Consider the following 15,783-nt stretch of genomic DNA (forward strand, 5'->3'; position numbering starts at 1 on the left):
GCCCGTGGAACTGCGCGACCAGCCACGATGGCGCCGCGGTCGAACGACGGCACATCACGGCCCCCGGCGGAGCCGCGCATGGACACAGCCAGCGGAGCGCCTAGTCGCGTACGGCCACGCGCTCCGCCTCCCGCACCGTGGACTTGGCGACGACGACGGAACGCTGCGGACGGCGGGTGCGCAAGCCCGTGAGGGTGATCAGCAGTCCGGCGACGGCGACGCCCGTCACGACGACCAGGCCGGGGCGGTAGCTGTCGAGGACGGCCTGCGGGGTGGCGTTCTCGGGAGCGCCCGCGGTGACCACCGCCGTCACGACGGCCAGGAAGATCGCGCCGCCCACCTGGACCGAGGTGTTGAGCAGACCGGAGACCATGCCCTGCTCGTGGTCCTCGACCCCGTTGGTGGCCTGGATGTTGAGCGAGGGGAAGACCAGCGCGCAGGCGGCGCCGATCAGCAGCATCGACGGCAGGATGACCGCCGCGTAGACCGGGTCGAGGTCGACGCGCAGGAACAGCGCGTACCCGACGGTCATCAGCGCGAAGCCCGCCGCGATGAGCCGCTGCGTGCCGAACCGGTCGACGAGCGAACCCACCTTCGTCGAGGAGAGCGCCACCAGCGCGCCCGCGGGCAGGAAGGCGAGCGCCGTGTGCAGCGCCGACCAGCCGAGCAGCGACTGCATGTACAGCGTGACCAGGAACTGGAAGCCGACGTACGACCCGAAGAAGGCCATCGCGCCGAGCTGGGCGCGGATCTGGCTGCCGGAGCGCAGCACGCCGAGCCGGATCAGCGGCCCCGGCGAACGCCGTTCGACCGCGACGAACACCGTCAGGAGCACGGCGACGGCGAGGAAGGACAGCAGCGTACGGGCGGATCCCCAGCCGACCTCGGGGGCCTGTACGACGGTGAAGACCAGCAGCAGCATCGACGCGGTGCCGAGTACGGCGCCGGGGATGTCGTAGCCGTTGTGGTCCTTCTCGCGGTCGCTGCGCGGCAGCAGCTTCAGTCCCGCGATGAGGGCGAGCAGGGCGATGGGCGCGGGCAGCAGCATGGTCAGGCGCCAGCTGGCCTCGGTGAGCAGACCGGACAGCACCAGGCCCATCGAGAAACCGGTGGCCGCGCAGGTGGTGTAGATGGACAGGGCCCGGTTGCGCAGCGGGCCCTCGGGGAAGGTCGTGGTGATGATCGACAGGCCGGCGGGCGCCGTGAACGCCGCGCTCAGGCCCTTGATGAAGCGGCTGGCGATCAGCAGCGGGCCGGAGTCGACGAGCCCGCCGAGCAGCGAGGCGAGCGCGAAGACACCCAGGGCCACCAGGAACACCTGGCGCCGGCCCAGCAGGTCGGCGGTCCGTCCGCCGAGCAGCAGCAGGCCGCCGTATCCCAGGATGTAGCCGCTGACGATCCACTGCAGCGTCGAGGTGGACAGACCGAGGTCGGCGCCTATGGACGGCAGGGCGACGCCGACCATCGACACGTCCAGCGCGTCCAGGAACATCGCGGCGCAGAGCACCAGCAGGGTTCCCCACAGCCGGGGCGTCCAACGTCCGTCGGACGTGGGGGTGGTGAGCGGAGAAGTCATGCCGAAGACACTACATGCGTATGCATCGAATGCAAGCGCATTTAATTCTGATGCAACAAAGCTCCTTCTCTGCTACGGTGCCGCGCTATGGCGGCGAAGAAGCCCGAACAGGCGCTCGTGGAACAGTGGCGCGACATGCTCGCACTCCATGCGCGGACCCAGTGCGAACTCGACCGTGCCCTCCACCGACACGGCCTGTGCGCAAGCGACTTCGAGGTGCTCGACGTGCTGGCCGAGGCGCGCGCGGTGGACGGCATCTGTGCCTACCGCGTCCAGGAGATCGCCGAGCGGGTCCATCTCACCCAGAGCGCGCTGTCCCGGCTGGTCGCCCGGCTGGAGAGGGACGGTCTCGTCGAGCGCGGCATGTGCTCGGAGGACCGGCGGGGCGTCAAGGTGGCGCTCACCCCGAAGGGGCGCTCGCTGCACGGCGAGGTGCTGCCGGTGCAGCGCGAGGTGCTGACGCGGATGCTCGCCGGGGTCAGCTCCGGCTCCCCGTGATGGCCGATCTCAGCTCCGGGTGACGGCGGATCTCAGCTTCACGTGACGGCGGACTTCTCCCGCCACAGCGCGGTGAGCGAGGTGTCGCCGGTGACGGCGGGGAACGGCAGGCGGTTCCAGAGCGACAGATAGATCCGGGCCGCGGGACCCCTGATCTCGCAGTCGGCGCCCGGAACATCGTCGCGTGTGGCCACGGGCGGCTCCGGAGACAGTCGTACGGTCCACACCGCGCCGTCCACGTCCGTCGCTCGTACCCGCAGCACCCGGGGCTGATCGGTGCGCACCCTGCTCTTGCGGCGGGCGTGGAACGCGAGAAGCAGCTCGTCGATGCCGTCCACCGCGAAGGCGGGGGCGATCTCGGACGGCGTCCCGCCGCACGCCAGTTCGGCGTCGAAACGGTGCACGGCGGTCTCGTGCGCCTGCCTGCGCGCCCAGAACGCGAGCGGCGACGGGGCAGGCAGGAAATGCCAGCACTTCACGTCGGGAGCCGCGGCGGAGAGGGCGTCGACGAGATGCCGGTGCCCGTCCCGGAACCAGGTCACGAGTTCGCTGCCGTCGAGGTCGGGCAGGCCGTCGTCGGGGCGGTAGGAGGGGTATCCCTCGCTGACGAATCCCGCTGCCCAGCGATGCACCGTCCCCGTGTGCCGCAGCAGGTCCCGCACCTGCCAGTCCGGGCAGGTCGGCACCTTCACGTCGGTGCCGGCCCGCTCGGCGGCCGTGGCCAGGGCCTGTCCCTCCCGGTCCAGGATCCCTACGAACTCGGCTGTCTCCATGCGCCGAGTGTGCCGTATGAAGTGCGGTCGAAGGGAAGAGCGCGGAGGCTGGACCTCGGACCGCCGGGTTCCCCGGTAACCCGGCGCGTGGACCTTAGGCTGCCCTCGGCCCCGTCGGGGCTTCACGAAACGGAGGAGTACCGATGGGCGAGCGGGAGCACGGCGAGTCACTGGCGCGGGAGCAGCGGCGGCACTGGCAGCGGACGTACGCCGGCCATCCGGGCATGTACGGCGACGAGCCGTCCGCGCCCGCGACGTACGCCGCCGAGGTCTTCCGGCGGGCGGGCGCGCACGAGGTGCTGGAACTGGGCGCGGGGCACGGACGGGACGCCCTGTACCTCGCCCGCGAGGGCTTCGCCGTGCACGCCACCGATTTCAGCGCCGAGGGCCTGGAGCAACTCCGCGACCGGGCGGCCGGATCCGGCCTGTCGGTGACGACGGCGGTCCACGACGTACGCGAGGCGCTGCCGCTGCCCGACGCGTCCGAGGACGGGGTGTTCGCACACATGCTGCTGTGCATGGCCCTGTCCACGGAGGAGATCCGCGCCCTCGTCACCGAGGTGCGCCGCGTGCTGCGCCCCGGCGGCGCCTTCGTCTACTCCGTCCGCCACATCGGCGACGCCCACTACGGCGTCGGCGCCTCCCACGGCGACGACATCTTCGAGCACGGCGGCTTCGCGGTGCACTTCTTCGACCGCACGCTGGTGGAGGAACTGGCGGAGGGCTGGGAAGGCGTCGACGTGTACGCCTTCGAGGAGGGCGAACTGCCGCGCCGGCTGTGGCGGGTGACGCAGCGACTGCCGGGCTGAAGGTCTCTGCGGGGCCGATCGGGCCTTGTACCCGGGGCTAGGGCGGCCCTAGACGGTGACCCCGTCGGGAGCGGGGCGGGCCGTGTTCCGTGTTCCGTCGGAAGGCCCGGGTGATCCTCGGTTCCACGGCGAAGCGGAAGGCCTGACGTACGGGCGGGGTGCACAGCACGGTGACGACACCGGCGGCCACCACGGTGACGGCGACGCCGCCCAGCGGACGATGGACCCAGGCGGGGTCGTACCAGCCCCAGAACTTGGCGCCCTGAGCCACGAACCCGTGCAGCAGATAGCCGTACAAGGTGCCCGCGCCCGGCACGGTGAACCAGTGACTGATGTGATGAAGCGGCGCGACATCCTGAGCACCTCACCGCTTCGTCACGACGCGAACCTCTCGATGCGACGGGCGGGTGCCGTCCCCGTCGCCACCTGTCCCGTCCCGCGCGCGCCTCAGCCGGCCGCCGCACGTCGGGTCACGACGGCGATGAGCGCGGCCGACGCCGCCAGCGCCGCCACGCTGGTGAGGGCGGTGGGAAGGGAGAACCAGTCCGCCATGAACCCGATGGCGGGCGGGCCCAGGAGCATGCCGCCGTAGCCGAGCGTGGACGCGATCGCGACCCCGTCGGGGCCGGCCAGTGCGCCCGCGCGTTCGACGGCGATGGGGAAGAGGTTGGCCAGACCGAGCCCGGTGATCACGAAGCCGAGAAGGGCCGCCCAGAGCGCGGGAGCGAGGGCGCCGAGCAGCATGCCGACGGCGGCGGTCGTGCCGCCGTACACCAATGTGCGGGTCTGGCCGAGGCGTTCGAGCAACCGGCTGCCGGTGAGCCGCCCGATGGTCATGGCGAGCGCGAAGCAGGAATAGCCGACCGCCGCGGCCCCCGCCGTGGCGTCCAGGTCCTGCTCCAGGTGCAGCGCGCTCCAGTCGGCCAGGGCTCCCTCGCCGTAGGCCGTGCACAGCGCGATGAGGCCGAAGGTGATCACGAGGGGACGGGTACGGGATCCCGGGCGACGCGGCGTGGACTGCTCCCGCGGTGCGCTCTCCGGCGAGGTCGGGGGCGGGATGCGCAGCAGCGTGCGGCCCGCCAGGCCGGTGACGAGCAGCCCGGTCAGGGTGAGGCCCAGCAGGTGCTGCGTCGGGGTGAGCGCACCGGCGACGAGCGCGCCGAGTCCGGCGCCGATCATGCCGCCGAGGCTGAACGCGGCGTGGAAGCTGGGCATGACGGGGCGTTGCAGGGCTCGCACCAGGTCGACCGCGGCGCTGTTGAACGCCACATTGATCCCGCCGTACGCGGCACCGAAGAGCAGCAGGACGGCGCCGAGGGCGACCGCGGAGTGGGTGAGCGGGGGCAGGGCGACGCTGAGGGAGAGCAGGACGCCGCAGATCACGGTCATCAGGTGGCTGCCGAAGCGGCGGCACAGGTGGCCGGTGACCATCATCGTGACGACCGCGCCGGCGGAGACCCCGAGGAGAGCGAGGCCGAGTGCGCTGCTGGAGGCGTTGGTCTGCTCCTTGATGGCCGGGATGCGCACGACCCAGCCGGCGAAGACGAAGCCGTCGAGGGCGAAGAAGACGGTGAGGGCGACACGGAGTCGGGTGTGGGGGTTGCCGCTGCCCGGCACGGCGTTGTGCGTTCGGGTTTTGTTTATTATCGGCACAAATGCAGGCTAGGTGGGGGTGAGTGGCCGGGGCAAGGGCGTACGCGCCGGTCGCGGATGACGCGTCGGCCCTCGGCCGGCGGTGCTCGGGTCGGTGCGGCCGCCGGCGCTACGTTCGCTCCATCCGACTTGTCCGTTTCTTTGGCGGCGCGCACGCTGGGTCTGTGAGGTACCTCACCGCGCGAATAGAGCAAGAATGGTCACTTACGATCTTGGAGACGGTTACTGCGGGTGCTCGATCGATGTCGCGACAGTCACCGTCAGCCCGGATGGCGTCGTCACCGGATGGAGCGAGGGCGCTCGTCGGCTGCTGGGTCACCACGCCCGGGAGGTCGTAGGTCGCGCCGCGGCCGATCTGCTCCTCGGCCGGGAGGTTCCAGAGGCGGTCGGATCCACTTTCACCGCCTCCCGGGGATGGAGCGGTACGGCGGGATTGCGGCACCGGGACGGCCACCGCGTCGAGGTGACCCTGCACGCCCATCCGTCGCTGGGCGGTGACGGCACCCCCCAGGGGTTCGTCGTCATCGTCACCACCGGTCCCGCGGAGTCGGAGCGCGATCGCAGGATGGTGGAGTGGGCGTTCGCCCAGTCCTCGATCGCGCTCTCCGTCCACCCCACGGCGTCCCCCTCAGGGCAGCTGGACGTGGCCGCGGAAAGCGGCGAGCGGGGCGCCGGGGTCGGCGGTGTCGGCGGTGAGCATGCCCCCGAGACCGGAAGCGGGCCATACGAGGCCGCCGACGCCGACGAGGGCTTCCTCCGCTGTGTCCGCCAGGTGGCCGAAGAGGGCACACCGATGCGCTACGAGCGCCCGGCCCCGGAGCCGTCCTCCGCCCCTGCCACCACCGCCACCCCGGACGCCGCCCGGCACCGCGCCTGGATCATCGAGCTCTGGCCCGTCCGGGACCCCGCCACCGGCGAGGTCGTCGGCGTGGGCACCGCCGCGTTCGACAGCGCCGACCAGCACTCGGCCCGTGAACGGCTGGCCCTGCTGCAAGAAGCGGGCGCGTGTGTCGGCACCACCCTGAACGTGACCCGCACCGCCCAGGAACTCGCCGATCTCGCCGTCCCGCGGCTCGCCGACTTCGCCAGCCTGGACCTGCTCGACTCCGTGTTGCGCGGCGAGGAGCCGGTCCCCGGACCGGTCGACGCGGCCGTGGTGCTCCGCCGGGTCGCGCACCAGTCCTCCGCCGAGGGCACCGACGTGCCCGAGGCCGCCGTCGACCTCGGCGCGATCGACACCTACCCCCCGTTCTCCCCGCCCGCCCGCTGCCTGACCGGCGGGCGACCGGTGCTCAGCGGCGTGGACGACCCCGACTTCGCCCGCTGGATCGCCGGGGACGAGCGGCGCACCGCCCGCGTCGAGGAGTACGGATTCCACTCCGTCATGGCCACCCCGCTGCGCGCCCGGGGCATCACTCTCGGGGTCGCGGTCTTCGCTCGTACCGCGGCTTCCCCGCCCTTCGAGCAGGACGACCTGATCCTCGCCGAGGAACTCGCCGGCCGGGCGGCGGTCGGCGTGGACAACGCGCGCCGCTACACCCGCGAGCGCACCAACGCCCTCACCCTCCAGCGCAGTCTGCTGCCGCGTGACTTCCCCAAGCAGGCCGCCGTGGAGGTGGCGCACCGCTATCTGCCGGCCGGTACGGGTGCGGGGGTGGGCGGCGACTGGTTCGACGTAGTACCACTGTCGGGCACCCGTGTGGCCCTGGTCGTCGGAGACGTGGTCGGGCACGGCATCCACGCCTCCGCCACCATGGGGCGGCTGCGCACCGCGGTGCGCACACTCGCGGACGTGGACCTGCCCCCGGACGAACTCCTCACCCACCTCGACGACCTGGTCATCCATCTCACCTCGGACGATGCCAGTGCCGAGGGCCGTATCCGGGACGACACCGGTGAGATCGGAGCGACCTGTCTGTACGCCGTCTACGACCCGGTCTCCCGGGTCTGCACCATGGCCAGCGCCGGCCATGTGCCGCCCGTCGTGCTGCTCCCCGACGGCACGGTCAGCGTGGTCCGCCTCAGCCCCGGTCCGCTGCTGGGCGTCGGAGGGCTGCCCTTCGAGGCCACCGAACTGGAGCTGCCCGAGGGCAGCCTGCTGGCCTTCTGCACCGACGGCCTGATCGAGGCGCGCGACCGCGACATCGGCCTCGGGCTCGAACGGCTCTGCGAGGCCCTGGCCAGCCCCGTTCCCTCGCTGGACGCCACCTGCGACGCCATTCTGCAGGCCCTGCTGCCCGAGAGCCCCGCCGACGACGTGGCCCTGCTCCTCGCACGCACCCGGGCCCTGCACGCGGACCAGGTCGCCGCCTGGTACCTGCCGTCCGACCCCGCGATCGTGGCCGACGCCCGGGCCCAGGCCTCCCGGCAGCTCGCGGCCTGGGGACTTGAGGACGCGGCGTTCGTCACCGAGCTGGTGGTGAGCGAGCTGGTCACCAACGCCATCCGCTACGGGGCCGTACCGATCGGACTCAGGCTGATCCGGGACCGGGCGCTGATCTGTGAGGTGTCCGACGCCAGCAGCACCGCACCGCACCTGCGCCGTGCCCGCACCTACGACGAGGGCGGTCGCGGGCTGCACATGGTCGCCCAGCTCACCCAGGGCTGGGGAACGCGCCAGACCCCCATGGGCAAGACCATCTGGGCCGAGCAACCCCTCCCGGCCGGGTGACCATGGCAGAGCGCACCGGAGACCAGACGACACCGCACACCGCGGCCACCGACGGCGGAACGCACACACTCGGGTTGCTCTACCCGCCGTCCGGCCGCAACCGCGAGTACACCACCATGCAGCTCGCCTTCGTCGGCGGGATCGCCGAGGCCGCCACCCCGTACGGCTACGACCTGCTGCTCTCGCCCGGCGACTCGCACGACGACCCCTTGTTCCTGCGGATGATCGGCGACCGGCGGGTCGACGGCGTGATCGTCATGGAGATCCGCCGGGAGGACGACCGGGTCGAGCGGCTTGCCGAGGCGGGCTTCCCCTTCGTGGCCATCGGCCGCAACCACCGGGCCGACATGGCCGACTGGGTCGATCTGGACTTCGCCGGACTGGCCGGCGGCTGCGTCCAGCACCTCGCCGATCTGGGCCACACCAGAATCGCCTTCGTCAACCGGTCGGAGCAGCTGTTCAACAGCGGGTACGGGTTCGCCCGGCTCGGGGACGAGGGCTACACCGAGGCGATGAAGAAACTGCTGCTCACCCCCCGCGCGTACCTCTGCGGCGACGACCTCGCCTCGGGGGAGGAGGTGGTGGAGCGGATCCTGCGGGACGACCCGGCGACCACCGCCCTGGTCACCCAGAACGAGGCGGCCCTGGAGGGGATCTACCGTGGGCTCACCCGGCACGGCCAGAGCGTGCCGCGCGACTTCTCGGTCGTCGGCGTGGCGGCCACGCCCTGGGCCGAGCAGGTGTCCCCGCCGCTCACCGCCGCGGAGATACCCGCCAAGGAGATGAGCCGGGTCGCCGTCGAGCTGATGATGCGGCGGCTGCGCTCACCCGGCTCGCCTCCCCGGCACGTCCTGCTGAAGCCCCTGATCACCCTGCGCGCCAGCACGGGCCGCTGTCGGTCGGACCCCGGTTCGGAACCCGAACCCGAGTTCCCGGACTTCGGCCTCGATTTCTGATACATCGCTCACCGAGCCCTTGATCACCGAACCCTTGATCACCGACCCCGAGGAGTGGAGCATGCCGTACCCCGTCGACCGCCGTGGCTTCCTGCGTACCGCGGGAGCGGCGGCGGCCGCCCTCGGCCTCGGCTCAGCCGTGACCTCGTGCGGCTCCGGAGAACCGAGCACGGTCACCCTCACCTGGTGGGACTACTTCACCCTGGACAACTTCCAGCCCGGAATGAACCGCTTGATCAAGGACATCGAGGCAGGTGTCCCGGACGTGAAGATCGAGCGGCGGACCTTCCCGTTCGCGGAGCTCGACCGGCAGATCGCCCTGGCTGCGATCTCCGGTGAGCTGCCGGACATCGCCATCGTCGACAACGTCGCCATGAACACCCTCGGCGGCAACGATCTGCTCGCCGACCTCACGGACCGGGTGGAGCGGTGGGGTGAGGCCGACCAGTACTACAAGGGCCCGTGGGACGGCTGCCAGATCGGCGGAAAGACCCTGGGGATCCCCAACAACAGCAACTGCCTGGCCCTCTACTGCAACACCGGCATGCTCAAGTCCGCCGGAGTGGAACCCCCCACCACCTGGGACGAGCTGGCTTCCGCCGCTCAGCGGCTGACCAGCGGGGACCGCTACGGCCTGGCACTGAGCGCGATCAGGACCGAGGAGGGTGTCTTCCAGTTCCTGCCCTTCCTGTGGCAGGCGGGCGGCGACCTGGACACCTTCACCACCTACGGCGCCACCGCCCTGTCCTTCCTGGACGACCTGATCGCCAAGGGTTCCCTGTCCGAACAGTGCGTGGGCTGGACCCAGCAGGACGTCAACACGCGGTTCCTCAACCAGCGCGCCGCCCTGCAGATCAACGGTCCCTGGCAGATCCCCACACTGAAGCAGGCGGACTTCGACTGGAACGTCGTGGCCCTGCCCCGGGACAAGGAGGCCGCCACCTGTCTCGGCGGCGAGAACTGGGTCGTGATGGCGAGCAGCGAGCATCAGGACAAGGCGTGGGAGGTCCTGGAGTACACGCAGCGCCCGTCGGTGCTGGTTCCTTACCTGGTGGCGTTCGGTGAACTCCCCGCCCGCAAGGACCTCGCCGACCAGGGCACCTGGGCATCGGACCCGGCCCTGCGGCTCTTCCTCAGCCAGCTGCCCCTGGCCCGTCCGCGCCAGTACGGCCCGCGTTACACCGAGGCCTCGCAGGCCGTCGCGGAGGCGGAACAGGCCGTCCTCACCGGGTCCGCCTCACCCTCCGCGGCGGCGAGAACCGCGGCCGCCAAGATCGACAAAGCGCTGGGCCGGCAATGAGGCAGCGGCTCGCTCCGCGACGGCGCTCGCCGCGGATCAGATTCCTCTCCCCGTCCGTGCGCCGCCGACGCGCCGGCTACCTGTTCTGCCTTCCGGGAATGACCTTCCTCGCCCTCTTCCTGGCCTACCCGCTCTTCTACAACGTGTGGACATCCGTCCACGACGTCGAGCTGGGGCAACTGCTCGGCGGAGCCGAGCGGTTCAACGGCCTGGAGAACTACCGGGCCGTGCTCGACGACCCGGCCTTCTGGCACTCCGTACGCCTCTCGCTGATCTTCACGCTGGGCTCGCTGCTGCTGCAGTTCGCCATCGGCTTCGCCCTGGCCCTGCTCTTCGCCCGCCCGTTCCCGCTGGGCGGCCTGCTGCGATCGCTGCTGATGGTGGCCTGGCTGCTTCCCCCGGTGGTCAGCGGCACCCTCTTCCGCTGGCTGCTGGACGCGGAGTCCGGCGCCTACAACGCCCTGCTCACGGGGGTCGGCCTGGGCGCCCTGTCACACGACTGGCTCACCGACCCGTCCACCTCGATGGCGGGGGTGATCTTCGCCAACGTCTGGGTCGGCGTGCCCTTCAACATGCTGCTGCTCCTGGTCGGACTGCACACCATCGACCCCGAGCTGCACGAGGCCGCCGCCGTCGACGGCGCGAGCGCCTGGCAGCGCTTCCGCCACATCACCCTGCCGCTGATGCGGCCGGTCTCGGTGACCGTCCTCCTCCTCGGCCTCGTCTACACGTTCAAGGTCTTCGACATCATCTTCGTGATGACGGGCGGCGGCCCCGTCGACGCCACCCGCGTGCTTCCCCTCTACGTCTACGAGGTCTTCTTCACCTTCTTCCGGTTCGGGCAGGGCGCCGCCGCCGGCCTGCTGCTGCTCGTCGTACCGCTGCTCGCGGGAGTGTTCTACGTGCGACGGCTGCGGCGGGAGGACGAAGCGCCGGCGGGAGGTGCCGTATGAGGTGCCGTATGAGGTGCCGTAGGACGTCGGCAGGAGGTGCCCTATGAGACCGCCACGCCACCCCTGGCGGCTCACCGCGGTCGCCACCGTGATCACCGCGGCCTTCCTGCTGCCGGTGTACTGGATGGTGAAGACCAGCCTCACGCGGCCGGACCGCATCCAGACCCCGACTCCCCAGTGGGTGCCCACTCCCGTCACCGGCGAGAACTACTCGACGGCACTGGGCTACGAAGGACTGACCAGGGCCCTGCTCAACAGCCTGGTCATCTCCTGCGGGGTCGTGGCGCTCACCCTGGTGCTGGGCGTTCCGCTCGCCTACGCGCTCGCCCGGATCCGGTTGCGAGGGTCGGGCGCCATGGTGCTCGCGCTCCTGGTCGCCCAGTTGCCGCCCGCCATCGTGCTGGCGGCGCCGCTGTTCATCCTGGAACGCCGGGCCGGTCTCTCGGACACGTATCTGGGCCTGATCGCCGCCGACACGACGCTCACCCTGCCTTTCACCGTGATCGTGCTGCGTCCGGTACTGCGGAGCGTGCCGCCCGAGTTGGAGGAGGCCGCCCTGGTCGACGGCTGCGGACTGCCGGGTGTGCTGCTGCGCGTCGTCCTTCCGCTCATGGTTCCCGGAGTGGTCGCGGCGGCCGGGCTGTCCTTCCTGATCGGCTGGGGCGAGTTCCTGTTCGGCCTCACCCTCGCCGAGGGGCCCGACGTGCAGCCCGTCACCGTCCTTCTCAACGCGTTCATCGGACAGCACGGAACCTCGTGGGGCGCGCTGATGGCCACCGCCACCCTCATCAGCATCCCGGTGGTCTGCGTCTTCGCCGTCTTCCAGCGCTTCATCGTCGGCGGGCTCACCGCGGGCAGCGTGAGGGGCTGACCGTCATGTCCTCCCTCCACCCCCGTGACCACGCGTTCTTCGTGGCACCGCCGCCGCCCCTGACGCCCGCCGGGCCCACCGCGCTCGACCCGGTGACCAGCGCCTGGGTCGCCCACGCCGACAGCGACGGCGCGACCCTGGACGTACACACCGCGGCCGGACGCACCGGCACGCTCCGTCTGCGCCCCGCGACGGGCAGCATCCTGCGGGTCACCTTGCGGATGGCCGACGCGGTGACGGCACCCCGGGTCCGCGTCGTCACCCCCCTCAGGGACACCGACTGCACGGTCGAGCGGTCGCCGAACAGGCTCACCCTGCACCTCGACGCCCTGCGCGCGGACATCCAACTCGCGCCCTTCGTCATGGAGGTGACGGACCGTCACAACCGGACCCTGCGCCAGGCCACCGACATCAGCGACCCCAGTGACCGTACGACCGTGCTGCCGTTCGGCGTCACCGAACTCACGGACGGCCGCCTGGCCCACCACGACAGCTGGATCGCCGAACCCGACGAGCACTTCTACGGCCTCGGTGAACGCTTCACGGGACCGGACCTGCGCGGGCAGCGGGTCGACTGCTGGATCGAGGACGCCCAGGGCTCGACCGGCACCCGTTCCCACAAGGCCGTCCCCTTCCTGCTGTCCAGCCGGGGCTACGCCGTACTCGTGGACACCACCACCGCGGCGTCCTTCGACCTCGCCCACAGCAACACCGGCGCCTGGTCGATGACCGTCCCCGACGAGGTGCTCGACTACTACCTGATCACCGGCACACCGGCTCAGTGCCTGACGGCCTACCGCGACCTGACCGGTCCCGCCCTGCTGCCTCCCCAGTGGGCCTTCGGCCCCTGGATCTCCGGCGGCTTCCGCCGGGACAACGAGGCCGACGTACGCGAACGCGCCCGCCGGATCCGCGCTCGCGGCTTCCCCTGCGACGTCCTGCACCTCGACACGTACTGGCAGCCGCACGGCTCCTGGTCCGACATGCGCTGGGACACCGAGGCGTTCCCCGACCCGCGGGGGCTGATGGCCGACCTGGCCGGGCAGGGCTTCCACGTCTCGCTCTGGATGAACCCGTATGTAGGCGTGGACAGCCCGTACTTCGCCGAGGTGGAGCGCAACGGCTGGTTTTTGCGCACGGCTTCGGGCGGCACGTACATCACCCAGGTCTGGGGCGGCACGCACCCCGACTCGGCCATGCTGGACCTGACCCACCCCGGTGCCGCCGACTGGTTCAGGGCCCGTATCCGCCAGGCCCTCGCCACGGGAGCAGCGGTGCTGAAGACCGACTTCGGCGAGGCGGTCCCCGCCGACGCGGTCGCCCACAACGGCATGACCGGCGACCGCCTGCACAACCTCTACCCCCTCCTCTACAACGACCTGGCCGCCGAGGTCACCCGAGAGGCGGGGGCGGGCCACGGCCTGACCTGGGGCCGCTCGACCTGGACCGGCGGCCAGCGCCACGGGGCCAAGTGGACGGGCGACCCCAACGCGAGCTGGCAGGACCTCGCCTCCACGCTCCGCGCAGGCCTGTCCCTCTCCCTCTCCGGCCACCCCTTCTGGAGCCACGACATCGGCGGCTTCCACGGCACACCGGGCACCGAACTCTTCGTCCGCTGGGCGCAGTTCGGCCTGCTGTCCCCGCTCAGCCGGTTCCACGGGATGACGTCCCGGCTCCCGTGGGACTTCGGCGAGGTGGCGTACGAGGCCGTCCTGCACACGGCCCGCCTGCGCATGAGCCTGCTGCCGTACGTCTACTCGGCCGCGGCCGACGCGGTCCGCACCGGCGAGCCACTGGCCCGCCCCATGGCCCTGGACCACCCGGACCGCCCGGATGCCCACGCCGCCGACCTCCAGTACCTGCTGGGCCCGGACCTGCTGGTCGCCCCGCTGTACGCACCGGGAGGCCGTCGGCAGGTCTGGTTCCCGCCGGGCGAGTGGCTGCCCTACGGCGGTGGATCCCCGGTCACCGGCCCGGCCTGGTACCCCGTCGACGTCCCCCTCCGCACCGCCCCCCTCTGGCTGCGAGCCGGAGCGCTCCTCCTGACCACCAGTCCCACCGACCGCGCAGGCAGCACGCCCTTCCGGGAACTGACCGCCGTCTGGCCCCGCCCACAGTCCGAGCCCTCCCGCACGGCCCGCACGACCCTGAACGACGCCGGCGGCCACCGAACCGCCATCACCGCCCGCCTCGCCGATGACAACCACCTGACCATCACCACCGAAGGCCCCGTCCGCCCCCGACTGCGCGTCGCACTCCCGGGCTTCTCCCACCCTGCCCCGACCGCCGAGGCCGACGGTCGGCCGACCGAGTTGAGCGCATGGCCCGAACTCGGCTGAGCAACGACACACGCCCGCGCTCGGTGGAGCTGACAAGGGGCCAACTTGCGGGATCTGAGCCGCGGTTCGCCAATTCGCGCGGACCAGCCGTCGCCTCTGGCGCACCTGTGGATCCCGGTTGTCCCGTGCGCTAACGTGAGAAACGGTCACAGGTGAAGGGCACCCGTGGTGAGCGGGGGAGGTCGTCGTTGACCCCGGCACAGCTGCGGGCCTTCGCGGCGACGGTCCGCCTCGGCTCCGTGAAGGCCGCGGCGGCCGATCTCGCCGTGACCGAGGCCGCCGTCTCCACGCACATAGCGCATCTGCGCAGGGAACTCGGCGACAAGCTCTTCACCCGCACCCGCCACGGCCTCGCGTTCACACCCGGCGGGCTGCGGCTCGCCAGCCGTGCCACGGAGATGCTGGGGCTGCAGGATCTGACCGTCATCGAGGTGCGGCAGGCCGGCTCCGGACGGAGGCTGTTGCGCGTCGCCGCATCGAGCCTGTTCGCCGAGTACGCCGCTCCCGGTCTCATCGAGGTGTTCGCCCGGCGTGCCGACGACCTGGACGTTGAGCTGAGCGTGCACGATCCGCAGAGGTTCGAGACGCTGCTGGTGGCCCGAACCGTCGACGTGGCCATCGGGCCCCCGCCCGCCGCCGTCGGCTCCGCCCTGACCTGCATTCCCTTCCTGAATTACCAGGTGATCGCGGTCGTGGGCGCCGACCATCCACTCGCGGTCGGCGGCGCCGGGGCCGGTGTCGGCGCCGTGGAGCTTCGTGAGCAGACCTGGCTGCTCGGTCCCTCGGCCGTCGGCAGGGTGGGCATGGTGCCCACCGTGCTGCGCCGACTGGGCGTGCCCGAGCACAACCAGCGCATCTTCCAGAGCCATGCCGCCGCCCTGGACGAAGCCAAGCGCGGCAAGGGCGTGGCCCTCGCGGTGGCGTTCGCCGTGGCGAAGGACCTCGCCGACGGCGACCTGCGTCAGCTCAACGGTCCCCACCTGCCCGCCCGCGGCTCCTGGAACCTGCTCGCCCTCGCCGACTGCGAGACGCCGCCGGCCGCCGCCGAGCTGCGGCGCTTCGTCACCACGCCCCGCGCCACCCAGGCCATGCTGCGCGGCCCCGGCGGTATCACCGCGGGCCGCTTCCGGCCGGCCATTCATGTGACCCTGTGGAGTTGACCGGATCACTCGGGACGCAGGGTCGGGTCGGCCGCGGTGGGGTCGGGTCCGTCACTGCGGGATTCGGGGCCGGCCGGGGTGCGTGGCGCGGGCCGTTGTGTCGGGGTGCGTGGCATGCGATCGTGCCGGGCGCCTGCAGTAGTGGGCTGGTGGGGTCGGTTGGCAGGGGCTGGTCGAGGTGGGGGAGTTGATCCGGTCAGTGGGGCGCGGGGGCGGGGCGGTCA

12 protein-coding genes and 1 pseudogene are annotated in these 15,783 nt (G+C 71.5%); 9 read left to right on the plus strand and 4 right to left on the minus strand.

Translation table 11 applies throughout. The features are described from left to right. Window positions 1–100: 100 nt before the first annotated feature. Window positions 101–1,576 (minus strand): MFS transporter, encoded by a 1,476-nt coding sequence (locus GFH49_RS30140; protein WP_155059218.1) that lies wholly within the window; start codon window positions 1,574–1,576, stop codon window positions 101–103. Between the two features lie 87 nt (window positions 1,577–1,663). Between GFH49_RS30140 and GFH49_RS30145 the strand changes: the two genes are divergently transcribed. Then, complete coding sequence (locus tag GFH49_RS30145; protein WP_155059219.1) at window positions 1,664–2,074, plus strand: MarR family winged helix-turn-helix transcriptional regulator; 411 nt, start codon at window positions 1,664–1,666, stop codon at window positions 2,072–2,074. A gap of 38 nt (window positions 2,075–2,112) precedes the next feature. Here the strand turns inward: GFH49_RS30145 and GFH49_RS30150 are convergent, their stop codons facing one another. Then, window positions 2,113–2,847 carry a maleylpyruvate isomerase family mycothiol-dependent enzyme gene (locus GFH49_RS30150; protein WP_155059220.1) on the minus strand — a complete coding sequence of 245 codons (735 nt, stop codon included), beginning with the start codon at window positions 2,845–2,847 and terminating at the stop codon, window positions 2,113–2,115. Between the two features lie 143 nt (window positions 2,848–2,990). Between GFH49_RS30150 and GFH49_RS30155 the strand changes: the two genes are divergently transcribed. Next, window positions 2,991–3,656 (plus strand): class I SAM-dependent methyltransferase, encoded by a 666-nt coding sequence (locus tag GFH49_RS30155; RefSeq protein WP_155059221.1) that lies wholly within the window; start codon window positions 2,991–2,993, stop codon window positions 3,654–3,656. A 37-nt stretch (window positions 3,657–3,693) separates the two neighbouring features. Here the strand turns inward: GFH49_RS30155 and GFH49_RS30160 are convergent. Together GFH49_RS30160 and GFH49_RS30165 are read right to left on the minus strand one after the other, a co-directional pair. Further along, a pseudogene (locus GFH49_RS30160) lies at window positions 3,694–3,981 on the minus strand (acyltransferase family protein); the annotation flags it as partial. 122 nt (window positions 3,982–4,103) lie between these two features. After that, entirely contained in the window at window positions 4,104–5,273 is a 1,170-nt protein-coding gene (locus GFH49_RS30165) for an MFS transporter (protein ID WP_155059236.1), read from the minus strand. A 232-nt stretch (window positions 5,274–5,505) separates the two neighbouring features. Here GFH49_RS30165 and GFH49_RS30170 point away from each other — a divergent pair, with 232 nt between their 5' ends. From GFH49_RS30170 to GFH49_RS30200, 7 genes are all read left to right on the plus strand, one after another. Further along, on the plus strand, window positions 5,506–7,980 hold the full coding sequence (locus GFH49_RS30170; RefSeq protein ID WP_155059222.1) for an ATP-binding SpoIIE family protein phosphatase: 2,475 nt from the start codon (window positions 5,506–5,508) through the stop codon (window positions 7,978–7,980). A gap of 2 nt (window positions 7,981–7,982) precedes the next feature. Next, window positions 7,983–8,936, plus strand: coding sequence for a LacI family DNA-binding transcriptional regulator (locus GFH49_RS30175; RefSeq protein ID WP_155059223.1), 954 nt, complete (start codon window positions 7,983–7,985; stop codon window positions 8,934–8,936). Window positions 8,937–8,997: 61 nt separating this feature from the next. After that, a complete protein-coding gene (locus GFH49_RS30180; protein WP_155059224.1) occupies window positions 8,998–10,236 on the plus strand; it encodes an ABC transporter substrate-binding protein in 1,239 nt (412 codons plus the stop codon). Window positions 10,237–10,334: 98 nt separating this feature from the next. Continuing rightward, a complete protein-coding gene (locus GFH49_RS30185) occupies window positions 10,335–11,189 on the plus strand; it encodes a carbohydrate ABC transporter permease (protein WP_230396581.1) in 855 nt (284 codons plus the stop codon). Between the two features lie 43 nt (window positions 11,190–11,232). After that, window positions 11,233–12,060 carry a carbohydrate ABC transporter permease gene (locus tag GFH49_RS30190; RefSeq protein WP_155059226.1) on the plus strand — a complete coding sequence of 276 codons (828 nt, stop codon included), beginning with the start codon at window positions 11,233–11,235 and terminating at the stop codon, window positions 12,058–12,060. A gap of 5 nt (window positions 12,061–12,065) precedes the next feature. Further along, window positions 12,066–14,399, plus strand: coding sequence for a TIM-barrel domain-containing protein (locus GFH49_RS30195; RefSeq protein WP_155059227.1), 2,334 nt, complete (start codon window positions 12,066–12,068; stop codon window positions 14,397–14,399). A 188-nt stretch (window positions 14,400–14,587) separates the two neighbouring features. Next, the gene (locus GFH49_RS30200; protein WP_155059228.1) at window positions 14,588–15,559 is read left to right on the plus strand and encodes a LysR family transcriptional regulator; all 972 of its coding nucleotides are present in this window, start codon (window positions 14,588–14,590) and stop codon (window positions 15,557–15,559) included. Window positions 15,560–15,783 lie beyond the last annotated feature (224 nt).

This window comes from Streptomyces blattellae (assembly GCF_009709555.1).
Classification (GTDB): domain Bacteria; phylum Actinomycetota; class Actinomycetes; order Streptomycetales; family Streptomycetaceae; genus Streptomyces; species Streptomyces blattellae.

Coding starts and splice junctions, on each gene's coding strand:
- GFH49_RS30140 (WP_155059218.1), bottom strand. CDS start 1,576: ATGACTTCTCCGCTCACCACCCCCACGTCCGACGGACGTTGGACGCCC.
- GFH49_RS30145 (WP_155059219.1), top strand. CDS start 1,664: ATGGCGGCGAAGAAGCCCGAACAGGCGCTCGTGGAACAGTGGCGCGAC.
- GFH49_RS30150 (WP_155059220.1), bottom strand. CDS start 2,847: ATGGAGACAGCCGAGTTCGTAGGGATCCTGGACCGGGAGGGACAGGCC.
- GFH49_RS30155 (WP_155059221.1), top strand. CDS start 2,991: ATGGGCGAGCGGGAGCACGGCGAGTCACTGGCGCGGGAGCAGCGGCGG.
- GFH49_RS30170 (WP_155059222.1), top strand. CDS start 5,506: ATGGTCACTTACGATCTTGGAGACGGTTACTGCGGGTGCTCGATCGAT.
- GFH49_RS30175 (WP_155059223.1), top strand. CDS start 7,983: ATGGCAGAGCGCACCGGAGACCAGACGACACCGCACACCGCGGCCACC.
- GFH49_RS30180 (WP_155059224.1), top strand. CDS start 8,998: ATGCCGTACCCCGTCGACCGCCGTGGCTTCCTGCGTACCGCGGGAGCG.
- GFH49_RS30185 (WP_230396581.1), top strand. CDS start 10,335: ATGACCTTCCTCGCCCTCTTCCTGGCCTACCCGCTCTTCTACAACGTG.
- GFH49_RS30190 (WP_155059226.1), top strand. CDS start 11,233: ATGAGACCGCCACGCCACCCCTGGCGGCTCACCGCGGTCGCCACCGTG.
- GFH49_RS30195 (WP_155059227.1), top strand. CDS start 12,066: ATGTCCTCCCTCCACCCCCGTGACCACGCGTTCTTCGTGGCACCGCCG.